The sequence below is a fragment of the Scytonema sp. NUACC21 genome, assembly GCF_054684315.1.
The window spans coordinates 174,138-187,104 of sequence record NZ_BAAFZH010000107.1; the positions used below are offsets into that span (position 1 = coordinate 174,138).

Here is a 12,967-nt window from a genome sequence, read left to right on the forward strand (position 1 = left end):
GAGTAGGGGCTTGATGTCCTCAATAAGCCTTTATGACGCGATAGCTTCGCTCCTGCCCGCAGGGCAGATCGCTATGCACTGTTTATTACTGAACGGTATAAAATCCTGGGGGCACGATTGCATCTTCCAAATCTGCACCTTGCAGGTTTGCCCCAACAATATTGGCGTTGGTTAGATTTGCCTTCTCTAAGTCCGCATCAAAGAGGTTTGCTCCCTCTAGGTTTGCTCCTGTGATATTTGCCTTGCCCAAATCTGCACCTTGCAGGTTTGCAGCTTGTAGGTTAGTTCCTTGTAAGTTTGCTCTCTCTAAGTCAGCATTTTGCAAGTTCGCATTCTCTAAGTTTGCAGCTTGCAGGTTTGCATCTTTTAGATGTGCTCCAAATAGGTTGCACCCTACACATTCGTTGGTTTGCAGTAAACGCTGAACGTTGGCTGCTACAGATGTTACGGGAGCAGGTGTAGGTTGAGTGGTGACAGATGGTGTTTGTGTTTGAGCACTAGCACTGGGTTGATTGAGTAGAGAAAATGCGATTACCAGTACCAGACATACTGTAGTTAAGAACCAGTTAATTAAGTTTTTTGAATTTGATTTATTCATTAGACTTTGCCAGCTTTGCTTTTCTTGAGCCGTTAATAAATTGCTTGATTTCTTAACTTTAAATAAGTCGATTGATAAAATCAAATATTATTTTTTTTCAAATTTATAAATTTAAGTGATTAAACGATGGTGGTTAGTAGTTAGTGGTTAGTAGGCTTGAGAGCATCTCAATATTTGTTTACATAGATAGGTTTATTTGCACTCACCTACTAAATAAAAAAATGTCCCAAGATTTCTTGTGGTGCGGGCATCTTGCCCGCCACAAATCTAGGAACGCCATTGAGACAAAAAACTTTACAGTTGAATCGTCACTGTCTTCACTTCGGTGTAATTCTGCAAGCAATATTCGCCGAGTTCCCGACCAATACCAGACTGCTTAAAACCACCAAAGGGTGCAGCTGCATCGAAGACATGGTAACAATTTATCCAGACAGTACCAGCGCGGACATTATTCGCGATCGCATGAGCTTTTGTAATATCCTTCGTCCACACACCAGCTGCTAATCCATACATGGTGGTGTTTGCCAGATGAATGACTTCCTCAATATCTTTGAACTTAATAATGCTCATGACTGGACCGAAGATTTCCTCTTGGGCAATCTTCATCTTGTTGTCAACATCAGCAAATACGGTTGGTTCAATAAAAAATCCGCGATTGCCTACGCGACTACCACCGCACATTAACTTTGCTCCTTCCCGGTGTCCAGCTTGGATATAGCTCATCACCTTATCAAACTGCTCTTGGTCTACCTGTGGACCTTGCTTAGTGTTGGAGTCAAAAGGGTCGCCTACAGTGCGCTGTTGAGCTTGCTCAACGCTCTTGGCAACAAAATCGTCGTAGCATTTTTCCTCTACAAACAACCGCGAACCAGCATTACAGCACTGACCTTGATTAAAGAAGAGAGCGTGGTGACAACCTGCGATCGCTGCGTCTAAGTCAGCATCGGCAAAAACAATGTTAGGGCTTTTCCCACCCAATTCCAAAGTGACGCGCTTGAGGTTGCTTTTAGCTGCTGCTTCCATAACCAAGCGTCCCACTTCCGTAGAGCCAGTAAAGGCTAATTTATCGATGTCCATGTGGGAGGCGATCGCAGCCCCAGCTGTTGGGCCGTATCCTGATAAGATATTCACAACTCCCGGAGGAAAACCTGCTTCAAGGATTAATTCCCCAACTCGCAACGCTGACAGGGGAGTCTGTTCAGCAGTTTTGAGAACCACTGTATTACCAGCTGCCAGTGCTGGTGCAAGCTTCCAAGCCTGCATGAGTAGGGGGAAGTTCCAAGGGATAATTTGACCCACCACACCCACTGGTTCATGTCGTGTATAGCACAAGTACGAACCGTTAATTGGGATAGTTTTGCCTTGAATTTTATCTGCCCAACCTGCATAGTAGCGGTAACAATCGACTACCAGCCGCAAGTCTGTACCCAATGCCTCCATGAATGGTTTGCCGTTATCGAGGCTTTCCAACCTTGCTAGTTCTTCTTTATTCTCCTCAATTAAATCAGCTAGCTTGTAAAGTAGTTCTCCGCGATGACGGGCAGACATATTTCGCCATTCCCCGCTCTGAAAGGCATTGCGAGCCGCTTGCACTGCTTTATCAACATCTGCAGCATCAGCTTCAGCAACATCGCAAATAACTTCACCTGTAGCTGGGTTAATCGTTTCAAATCGGCGATTACTTGCACTTTCGACCCATTCATTATTAATAAGTAATTGAGTCGGACCAATTTTCGCCTGCCTTTCTGGTGCTGTGGCTGTAACCATTGCATCCTCCTTATAGACTGAAGTTTGCCTACTTAATTAATAGATAAAAGATTTATTGACTTCTGCAGTAAATTGCAGCAATAAAGCCTAGAAACTCACACAACTATCTCCGACTTAATTCTGTAAAAATACTCTAAATAATGCATCTCTCAAAAGACATAATTAATATTTTTAAATTTAGATTTTTCTGTTAATTAAAATTCATATTTTACTATTGCACACATTTTCTTTACATCACTATTCATTTAATAAGTTGTTATAACTAAGCAAGCCTGAAAACTGCCGTTTCGACATTTTTTCATAATACTAGCCAATTCCATGAATTTAATTTTAAATTAATATTTAAGTAACTTAACTTCACAAATAGCTGATACTAATCCATATAAATTAATAATTATTATTTTCTCATTCGAGCTATACTGCATGTCCCCTTCCAATGCTGGGTATACAAGATATGAGGTAATATTTTTAGGGTTCCAACACCACACCATACCCCACTAGAACTAGAAGGTTAGTATAAGTCAAAAAGAGGTGCAGCTAATAAAGCCGTAACCGATCTTCACTGCTCGACTTCATGAAACTTTAAAAAGGTAGCGGTTTAAGTACTACGTGCGATCGTACTTATAGTTTCGTAGCTTCGTAGTACTTATAGTTTCGTAGTTTCGTAGTACTTATAGTTTCGTAGTTTCGTAGGATGGGCACTGCCAGCCCTTTCAACGCGTTCAAGTGTACTAAATTTTCCCCCAAAATTGATGCCCAATTAACCCTTATGCAATCAGATTCACAGGATATTGTGCAAAAAAGTACCCAATTTAACGAGCGATTTATTGACCGTTTTTGATGGGCTTTTGCATCCTACCTCATTGATAGCCTAGAGACCTCATTTTTCGATCCACATCAGAACGTCTCAAGAGCGCCGAATCACTCCTGCGAGATGGGAATCTAACAGTCCGGGAGTTCGTGCGTAGCGTTGCCAAATCAGAACTTTACAAGAAGAAGTTTTTCTACAACAGTTTCCAAACTCGACTAATCGAACTCAACTACAAACATTTGTTGGGTCGCGCTCCCTACGATGAGTCGGAAGTGATTTACCACTTGGACTTGTATCAAAACCAAGGGTATGATGCCGAAATAGACTCTTATATTGATTCTGTAGAGTATCAAACTAACTTCGGCGACAATATAGTACCATACTATCGCGGTTTTGCAACTCAACCAGGACAAAAAACAGTAGGATTTAACCGGATGTTCCGGTTATATCGTGGTTATGCCAATAGCGATCGCGCACAAGTAGAAGGAAAAACTGCTCGTCTGGCTCGCGAACTGGCAACAAACACTGCATCCTCCATCGTCGGACCTTCTGGAAGCAACGAGAACTGGAACTACCGTGCATCCAATGATGTCGCACCCCGGAAGAATTTGGGGAACGCTGTAGGTCAAGGCGATCGCGTTTACCGAATTGAAGTCACAGGGCTATTGAGTCCGGGTTATCCTAAGGTACGCCGCAGCAGCACCGCCATATTTGTGCCATACGAAAGACTTTCGGAGAAGTTACAACAACTTCAGCGCCAAGGCGGCAAAATCGTCAGTATCAACCCCGCTTGATAGGGGATAGGGGATAGGGAAGAATTGACTCAGTACCAATCCCCAATCGCAAATTACCCATCATGGTTACCTATTGAACGAAAGGAGATATAGCAGTTATGTTCGGACAAACCACAGTTGGAACCGGTGGTCTTTCTAGTGCAGGTAGCCGGATGTTCCGTTACGAAGTCGTAGGTTTGCGTCAAAACTCAGAGAACGACAAGAACAACTATGACATCCGCCGCAGTGGCAGCGTGTATATCACAGTACCCTACAGCCGGATGAATGAAGAAATGCAGCGCATTACCCGTATGGGTGGTAGGATTGTAAAAATTGAGCCTTTAACTGCCGAAGAATCCAACTAAAGTCTATCAATGATAGAACCCAGTGCAGAAGAGTATTCAGTAGACAGCACGCAGCCACTAACACCAGAGCAAGCAACTGCTAACTTGCGCTCGCCAGATTTAAGTCTCCGCTACTACGCAGCTTGGTGGCTGGGTAGATTTCGAGTCAGTTCAACAGAAGCTGTAGATGCTCTGATTGCAGCGTTAGAGGATGAAGCTGATAGAACAGAACTTGGAGGGTACCCCCTGCGACGCAATGCCGCAAGAGCACTGGGGAAAATAGGCAACGCGAGAGCAGTACCAGCGCTAATTAAGTGTTTGGAATGCTCCGATTTTTACGTAAGGGAAGCAGCAGCCCAGTCTCTGGAAATGCTACGTGACCCTAGCGCCGCCACTCCACTTATGCAACTGTTGGAAGGGGGTGTTGCAGCTGCCATCCAGGTACCGGGACGCCCCCACCTAACCCAGCCATATGAAGCGGTGCTTGAAGCCTTAGGAGCAATTGGTGCTACTGAGGCTATTCCCTTAATTCAACCCTTTACCGAGCATCCAGTTCCAAGAGTGGAATGTGCTGCAAACAGGGCAATGTACCAGCTTACAAAAGACCCCCAGTACGGGGAACGTTTGGTGAAAGTGCTGGACAACACTAACCTACAATTGCGCCGTGTAGCTTTAGGAGATTTAGGAGCAATAGGGTACATAGCCGCTGCAGATGCAATTGCCAATGCCACAGTAGAAAATAGCTTCAAACTAATAGCTCTTAAAGGCTTATTGGAAAGTCAACTCAATAAGAAGTCCGAAGCATTGTCTTTAACTGATGATGCTATTCGAGTCCTAAACTTGATGGATTCATTGTTGTAGTAACCAATGAGTGACACCCAAGAATTAATTCGCGCCGTTGCCGAAGCAGACTCTCCTGCGCGAATGGTAGCGGCAGTGGAAAAATTGGCAGCAGCAAAAGATCCAGCAGCAATTCCCACCCTAATTGCTTCCTTTGGATACAACAACCCAGGAGCAGCAGTAGTGGCAGTTGCTGGACTGACAGAATTAGGAGAGGTTGCAGTGCCACAGTTGCTGGAAAACATAGATGATTATAACTATGGCGCACGGGCTTACTCAATTCGCACTTTAGCTGCGATCGGTGACCCCCGCGCCTTAGAAGTGTTGTTAACAGCATCTGCTACAGATTTTGCACCCACTGTTCGCCGCGCAGCTGCTAAGGGGTTGGGCTTTTTACAATGGCACAAATTGCCTCAGAGCGATCGCGCAATTGCACTTGGCAGAGCGATGGATGCCCTGATTGCCCTAACGCAAGACTCTGACTGGTCAATTCGCTATGCCGCCATTGTTGGCTTGCAAGCACTAGCCAAAATACCCGAACTCCAAAGTTCGATCCACACCAAATTGGAGGAAATGCTAGCCAGCGATGCCGAAAAAGCAATCCGTGCTCGGGTGCTCTTAGCCCAGCAACAAGTTACCAGCCCCTAGTTACCACTTTGCATACCATAAAACAAGGTAAAAGTAAAGATGTCAATACCATTGCTTGAATCCGTACCAACCACGCAGAACCAGCGTGTTGAGGGCTATGAAGTGCCTAACGAAGACACTCCACAAATTTACCGCTCAACAGACGCTATCTCAGACGCCGATATTGATGCCATCATCTGGGCAGGATATCGCCAAATTTTCAGCGAACACCTGATTTTAGATAGCTACCGCCAGCCCTTTTTAGAATCACAATTACGAAATCGGGCAATTAACGTCCGAGATTTTATCCGGGGATTGGGCAAATCCGACGTTTATCGATCTCTTGTAGGAGACACCAACTCTAACTACCGCTTAGTTGATATCAGCTTCAAACGGTTTTTAGGACGGGCTACGTACAATAAAGATGAACAGATTGCCTGGTCGATTGTCATTGCTACAAAAGGCTTAAATGGTTTCATTGATACACTGGTAGATAGCGACGAATACCGCCAAAACTTCGGCGATGATATAGTTCCTTACCAACGCCGTCGCTTCAAAGACAGACCCTTTAACTTGGTTAATCCCCGCTACAATGACTACTGGCGCAATCAGGAAATGTCACGCAACCTAGCAGGACGCTCCTTCTATCAGGTTGCTGTGACAGGACAATCAGTACAACGGGGAGTCCGTGGAAGCATTCCTTATAACTTCTTATCAATGGCTGCAAGTATTGCTCCAGGCGGAGTAAGCTACCAGCGTACCCAGGACAGGGCAAGAAATTATATCGCTTCAGTAGAGCTTCCTGAGTCATACAGCGAAGCACCAGTCAAACCCACAGTGAAACCAACAAAAGTTGCTCTTCCTTATCGTTACATTCCTGGAAATAAGACAACCTGAAGAGTCATGAGTCATGAATCATGAGTCATTAGTGGAAAAACCAATGACAAATGACCAAGGACAAATGACCAAGGACAAATGACCAAGGACAAATAATAATTATGTCAATACCTCTACTGCAATACAAACCCAGTTCCCAAAATCAGCGCGTTGAGGGTTATGAAGTCCCCAACGAAGAAACTCCTAGAATTTACCGCCTAGAAGATTCTCCTTCTGATGGCGAGATTCAACAACTGATTTGGGCTGCTTATCGGCAAATTGTCAGCGAACACGAAATTTTGAATTTCTATCGCCAGACAAATTTAGAATCTCAACTGAAGAACCGTGCTATTACCGTGCGTGACTTCATTCGAGGTTTGGCAAAGTCAGAAGCTTACCGTCGCCTGGTAGTTGAGACAAACTCTAACTACCGTGTTGTAGAAGTTACCCTGAAGCGGCTTTTAGGACGTGCGCCCTACAACAAAGACGAAGAAATTGCATGGTCGATTAAAATAGCTACCTTGGGTTTCGATGGCTTTGTTGATGCTTTATTAGACAGCGAAGAGTACACCACCAACTTTGGTGAAAACACAGTTCCCTACCAACGCCGTCGCTTTAAAGATAGACCCTTTAATCTGGTAACACCTCGCTACGGTAACTACTGGCGTGATAAACAAGAAGATGAGCGCTACAAGTGGGGCGATATCAACAACTTCTTGGACATGGCAAGTTCCATTCGGGTAAATCCAGTTAAATACACACCAGTTAACACGGCAAACATCAAAATTCCCGATACCACAAGGGAAACAAAGCCAGGGGGAATTCCTGTTTCTATCAGCCCCACTGCCAGTTTTCCTATTCGATAGGAGGTTAGTTAGTGGTTAGTGGTTAGTGGTTAGTGGTAGAAGAACTAATAACCAATTGCTAATAACTAACAACCAAATACGGGACAATAGAGAATGAGGCAGTTAAGCCTCTTCACAAGCCAGTTCTTGGTTTAGATAGTTAATTTACGAGGAAGAACAGAACATGGCACTGCCATTACTTCAATACAAGCCAAGCAGCCAAAATCAACGTGTTAAGAGCTTTGGCAAATCCGACCAAAATGAAGATACACCATATATCTATCGCCTAGAAGACGTCAGCAGTTACACTGACATGCAAAACATCATTTGGGCTGGATATCGTCAAGTTTTCAGCGAGCATGAGATTCTCAGTTTCAATCGCCAGAAGAATCTGGAATCCCAGCTGAAAAATGGTTCCATCACTGTACGTGACTTCATTCGCGGTTTAGCTCAGTCTGAAGCTTTTTACCGTTTGGTAGTTGCTGTAAATAACAACTACCGTTTGGTAGAAATCTGTCTCAAGCGTCTGTTAGGTCGTGCGCCTTACAACAAAGACGAGGAAATCGCTTGGTCAATTAAAATAGCTACCTTGGGCTTTACAGGTTTTATTGATGCTCTTGTAGATAGTCAAGAGTACACTGAAAACTTTGGCGAAAACACTGTCCCCTACCAGCGCAAGCGCATGGAAGGACGTCCCTTCAACTTGGTGACTCCTCGCTACGGCGAAGATTTCCAAGAAACAGCTGGCACTGTCACCACCGATTGGCGCTTCACTCTGGACAAATTCTACAGCCGCAAATCCCAAGAAAAGCGATTGGCAGAAGGCGATCCACGAAAGTACCGCGATATGGCAGAATCCATTAACACTAAGGGCAATTACGCTCAACGTGTTTCTGCCTTTGACCTCGATTATCTCAACTTAGTGCCCAATCGTGGCAAACGCTAAGATTTCATCTTTGAATACCTAAAATTCCATACTGGGTCTGGTAACTGCGTTTGTGCATCAGCTGGTTAACTTACTATGTTAACCGGGTGTTACACAAAGCGGACACTAGACCCAGTCGTTTTTGTAGTCCTCCAGTTTCCAGTGGTAGAAATTGGAAAGGAGCATTTCAGGTCGGGGGTAAAATTAAAGATGGACGCACAACGACTTAAAAAATCAGAGGCGCAGCTACAGGAGCAACCAATGCATTCCAGGGATTGGTCATGGACGTTCTGGCCTGTTGTACCGCTTTACCCCTACGGTACCCGGCGGACACTTTGCAGGGAAATAGTTAAGGATACTATTTGGACATTTGAGCAGATTCAAGGTATCCTTTACACCATCGTACCGATTCGCATGACGGTTGTGAAGCTTTCTGCGGGCGGTCTTCTCGTCTATGCACCTGTTGCCCCAACACGGGAATGTGTCCGCTTGGTTAATGAGTTGGTGGCAAAGCACGGTGATGTTAAGTACATCATCCTGCCAACCAGTTCTGGTTTGGAGCACAAAGTTTTTGTGGGTCCTTTTGCCAGACGCTTTCCCCAAGCACGGGTTTTTGTTGCCCCAAATCAGTGGAGTTTCCCGTTCAACCTACCCTTGAGTTGGCTGGGCTTTCCCCGTAAACGAACCCAGGTGCTTCCAGAAAACAGCAGCCAAGCCCCCTTTGCTGATGAGTTCGATTATGCCGTGTTGGACATTGACCTTGGAAGGGGCTCTTTTGCAGAAGTTGCCTTCTTTCACAAGCGATCGCACACTCTACTTGTAACCGATTCTGTACTGTCTGTACCGGAACAGCCACCCGCGATCGTCCAATTAGATCCGTACCCCCTGCTGTTCCATGCCAGGGACAATGCACTTCAAGTCGTCGATAATAATGAAGCAAACCGTCGCAAAGGATGGCAGCGCATTTCCTTATTCGCAATTTACTTTCGTCCCAGTGCTTTAGAGATGGCTGGGCTTCTGGAGATGTTTGGCGAAGCGCTTAAAGCACCGGATCGCTCGCCAAAAGCGTACTTCGGTTTATTTCCGTTCCGATGGAAAGACAACTGGAAGTACTCATTCGATGCCTTACGAAGAGATGGGCGTCCGTTTGTGGCACCAATTCTGCAAACCCTCATTCTTCCCCAAGAACCAAAACAAGTGCTGGATTGGGCTGACAAAGTTGCAACTTGGAATTTTCAGAGGATTATTCCCTGTCACTTTGATGCACCAATTCCAGCAAATCCGAGTCAATTTCGGCAAGCGTTTGCTTTTTTAGAAAAGCCACCCTCAGGAAGCGAAAACTCAAGCCAACCCCTACTGGAGGAAGATTTGAGATTTATCAGAGAACTTGAGGCAGGTCTCATTGAGCGTGGTATCGCGACAGTTTCCAAGGAAAGGGTTTGAAACTGTTTAAGAAGAAGATGTGGTCTGAAGTTGCTGTGCAGACTTCTATCAGTGAAACTTGTGGTTGAGTTTCAAAAAGAATTCTTCAACCACAAGTTTTTCACACAGTTAGAGTTAATAAATTCTTAAGTGCCGAATTTAGCTAGGGTCTACAGACCATTGGACTGTAAAACTACCTGTGTTGAATTTGTGTCCTTCTCTAATACTATTTGCCAGAAGGAAAACGCTTCCGTTGGGAGGTAAAGTTAGTTTACCAGCCTTCCCTAATTGCGACACTTGGGGAGGATTGACTTGATGTACACCTACTAAGGAAAATGGTGTGTAGTCAGGATATTCAAAATACTGTATGAAGTCTTTCAAATATTCTGGTGGTATACCATCAGGACTGATGTTACGTAATTCCGCTCCACTATTGACGTAATCAAGGGCTCCTTGAGCAGAAATAGAGATTGTGACCTGCTTGTTAGTGTAATTGGTAAAAGGAAAACCACCTTCCAGGTTAGCAGGAACAGCAAATTCGCCCGATCTCTGTTTGTCGCTTATGTAGTCACCTGGAGCGACTGTAAGTGTGAAGGAAGTACTAGCACTGCCGCCACGACCGTCAGATGCAACCACTGTTAACGTGTAATCCTTACTGCCAAATGGAGTGCCACTAATGGTACCCGAGCTGGAGTTAAAACTTACTCCACTTGGTAGGCTTGAGATGCTGTATGTAAGACGATCTCCGTCAGGGTCGCTGAATGTATTAGCAGGTATGGTGAACTGAAGATTCTCCCCTTCAGTTGTTATTTGCTTACTAATGGCATTAGCAACTATGGGGTTGCGATTAGCTGGTGGTGGTGGGAGTTTCAGATCTATAGGAATATAAATTGGATTACGGAAAAGAAATGCAAGTACTCCAGTTCCTCCTGGGTTTCCCGGTATCCAAGTCGTTGTGCTGGCAAAGGCAGGTGGAGATGCTAACAATAATGCACTCACAAATAAAAATGCCGCCAACACAAATGAACTAAGCTTTTTCATGGCTATTGTTTCTAAATGTGGCTCGATGCTCTTCATCTCTGCAATAAAACAAAGTTTCAAGTTATAATGCATACAACCTTTTAAAAAGTTATTTAAGAAAACTAGAAGAGACTAAACATTGAATTTAAAAGAATTTATTAGACATCGCCAGAAAACAGAACTGTACTTAAAGTTCATGACGTCTTTACTATCGTTATTGGCGATGTCTACTTGTATGTCTTTAGTAACTTCTAGCTCGCACCTTATAAAGGTTGATGTCACTTGAAAGCTGTATCAGTGCAGTTGACAATTATTATTGTGATAAAACTTTTATGAAAAGTCAAGGACAGTTAAGACAGTTAATATAAAAATTGTAAGATACTTAAGACAGTTAAGACAGTTAATATAAAATGAGTAAATCAAGTCTTTAAGCAGGGCTATTTTATAAACTGCAAAAGTAAATAAATTACATTTGTCAGTGTTTAAAGTGTAAGTTCTTTTGTAACTAAGCCCACCTATAAGAAAATTCTTAAAAAGCCAAAAAAACTCGCATAACAATAATCTGTCATCAATAAAAATGCGACAGACTATTGTTATGCGAGCTATGTGGAAATACTACCCTATACTATCGTTTAAGGAAAGATTAGAAAATCTGGAAACCAATGAAACTTTTGTACAAGTTGTCATTATTCGATTAATGCCCAGAAGGCTTGCCTATAGAGGCTTTCATATGCGTGAGGTACACCCAATTGTAAGGGCTCTCGGTCGAGAACTCCTACCAACGTATCTCACTCAATCGGGAAAGGCTATAACCGCTCCATTTTATACTCTCCCAATATCTTTTAAGAGGATTTTGTATCCATTGACCATTGCTTATTATCTTTTTTTCATATCAGTTGTATTTTAGAAAATGTCATACAGTTATTTGTGTATATGTGTTTAGATTTCTCATGAAAAATTGACAACTACAAAGTTTGCAAGAATAGTTTTTGATGTGTTTGAGAAAGCTCACAAACACTTCTAGTAAACTGCATTTCCAAGGCAGGACAATCAAAGTACATATTCTCCATAAAGTAATCCTTTTGCTCGCAGAGTTTCTCCTTGTAGAAAAAGGCTAACTTCAACTGTGCCGCTGGCTTCCTCAATGAAAGTGTATTGACGGTCTTGATTGTCAGGTACGATTAACTCTGCTATCGTTTCAAATTGAACGTCGATCGACAATCGAGCTTCTTCGTCAGCAGCTTGCACCTCTAACCTTTCAGGAACTTTTATGGTGCGATCGCCAAACACAGAAGCCATAATTCCAGGTAAGCGTACAGGCATTACCGAAGAAGGCGACCACTCCCAGTCAATGTGTAAACTAGAGCCAATGAAAACTTTGGTGAACACATTATTAATATAGACAAAAATGTAGGGCAAACCTTTGAAAGAATGATCTTTGTTGGTACGTTGGTCTAGAACCAATGTTATTTGCCGACCATCATCACAAGTGGCAAAAGCGACAAACCATTCCCAACCAATATCTTCACCCCAGCGAAAACGACCAAAGTTGCGATCGTGATAGCTAAACCAATTCTCGTCAATACTAAAGTTTCTTGAGCCTACAGATAACTCTCCCATAACCTGTAAACCCGGAACCAAACCCCAACCAATAAAACCACTGCCAAAAGGAGAATCTTCAGTGACGAGTATGGGTGTAGCTTCCGCTTCCCCTTGAAAACGAATGGATAACTGCATTCTTTCATCTTGGACTTCCAATGTCGAGTGCTTACCATTTATTTCCAGCAAAAGCCCGTTTCCTAAAAGACGCAAGGGATGTCGGTGCAGCATATCAGGTTGCCATTCCAAGCTCAAGGCTGTGCCGAAAGTTGCTATGGGAATATCCACTTGGTATTCTGGAGGCAGCAGTTCTTTGGCGATGTTGACCAAAAAACTTACTTGAATTTCTCCTTGTTGTGGTCCGCCAATGAAAGCGATGTTGACCAGTATCCGTATTTTTCCCTGTCTATCCCAAAGCAGGAAGTGATACCAATCTTTCCAGTCCATAGGCAAAGCTGGGTCATCCAAGGGGATGCGTAATGCTTCAATATGAGCTAACAGTTGTTCGTCAATAGTCATC

At 43.7% G+C, this 12,967-nt stretch carries 11 protein-coding genes and 1 pseudogene; 8 read left to right on the top strand and 4 right to left on the bottom strand.

Annotated features, from left to right (window positions below):
* Nucleotides 1–85: 85 nt before the first annotated feature.
* Together ACYRY3_RS39865 and ACYRY3_RS39870 are read right to left on the bottom strand one after the other, a co-directional pair.
* On the bottom strand, nucleotides 86–598 hold the full coding sequence (locus ACYRY3_RS39865; protein WP_460207356.1) for a pentapeptide repeat-containing protein: 513 nt from the start codon (nucleotides 596–598) through the stop codon (nucleotides 86–88).
* Nucleotides 599–892: 294 nt separating this feature from the next.
* On the bottom strand, nucleotides 893–2,365 hold the full coding sequence (locus ACYRY3_RS39870; protein WP_460207358.1) for an aldehyde dehydrogenase family protein: 1,473 nt from the start codon (nucleotides 2,363–2,365) through the stop codon (nucleotides 893–895).
* Between the two features lie 897 nt (nucleotides 2,366–3,262).
* Between ACYRY3_RS39870 and ACYRY3_RS39875 the strand changes: the two are divergent.
* From ACYRY3_RS39875 to ACYRY3_RS39910, 8 genes and pseudogenes are all read left to right on the top strand, one after another.
* Nucleotides 3,263–3,970 (top strand): annotated as a pseudogene (locus tag ACYRY3_RS39875) (phycobilisome rod-core linker polypeptide); the annotation flags it as partial.
* 98 nt (nucleotides 3,971–4,068) lie between these two features.
* Nucleotides 4,069–4,314, top strand: coding sequence for a phycobilisome linker polypeptide (locus ACYRY3_RS39880; RefSeq protein WP_460207360.1), 246 nt, complete (start codon nucleotides 4,069–4,071; stop codon nucleotides 4,312–4,314).
* A 9-nt stretch (nucleotides 4,315–4,323) separates the two neighbouring features.
* Complete coding sequence (locus ACYRY3_RS39885) at nucleotides 4,324–5,154, top strand: HEAT repeat domain-containing protein (protein ID WP_460207362.1); 831 nt, start codon at nucleotides 4,324–4,326, stop codon at nucleotides 5,152–5,154.
* Between the two features lie 6 nt (nucleotides 5,155–5,160).
* Entirely contained in the window at nucleotides 5,161–5,781 is a 621-nt protein-coding gene (locus tag ACYRY3_RS39890) for a HEAT repeat domain-containing protein (protein WP_460207363.1), read from the top strand.
* A gap of 39 nt (nucleotides 5,782–5,820) precedes the next feature.
* The gene (locus ACYRY3_RS39895; protein WP_460207364.1) at nucleotides 5,821–6,657 is read left to right on the top strand and encodes a phycobilisome rod-core linker polypeptide; all 837 of its coding nucleotides are present in this window, start codon (nucleotides 5,821–5,823) and stop codon (nucleotides 6,655–6,657) included.
* Nucleotides 6,658–6,758: 101 nt separating this feature from the next.
* Nucleotides 6,759–7,502: a phycobilisome rod-core linker polypeptide gene (locus ACYRY3_RS39900; RefSeq protein ID WP_460207365.1), complete on the top strand. Its 744-nt coding sequence runs from the start codon at nucleotides 6,759–6,761 to the stop codon at nucleotides 7,500–7,502.
* 163 nt (nucleotides 7,503–7,665) lie between these two features.
* On the top strand, nucleotides 7,666–8,427 hold the full coding sequence (locus ACYRY3_RS39905; RefSeq protein ID WP_460207366.1) for a phycobilisome rod-core linker polypeptide: 762 nt from the start codon (nucleotides 7,666–7,668) through the stop codon (nucleotides 8,425–8,427).
* A 189-nt stretch (nucleotides 8,428–8,616) separates the two neighbouring features.
* Nucleotides 8,617–9,849, top strand: a complete 1,233-nt coding sequence (locus ACYRY3_RS39910) for a DUF4336 domain-containing protein (RefSeq protein WP_460207367.1) — start codon at nucleotides 8,617–8,619, stop codon at nucleotides 9,847–9,849.
* A gap of 138 nt (nucleotides 9,850–9,987) precedes the next feature.
* On the opposite strand, the gene ACYRY3_RS39915 is transcribed toward ACYRY3_RS39910, so the two are convergent.
* A complete protein-coding gene (locus ACYRY3_RS39915; protein WP_460207368.1) occupies nucleotides 9,988–10,869 on the bottom strand; it encodes a putative Ig domain-containing protein in 882 nt (293 codons plus the stop codon).
* A gap of 1,029 nt (nucleotides 10,870–11,898) precedes the next feature.
* On the bottom strand, nucleotides 11,899–12,966 hold the full coding sequence (locus ACYRY3_RS39920; RefSeq protein WP_460207369.1) for a hypothetical protein: 1,068 nt from the start codon (nucleotides 12,964–12,966) through the stop codon (nucleotides 11,899–11,901).
* Nucleotide 12,967 lies beyond the last annotated feature (1 nt).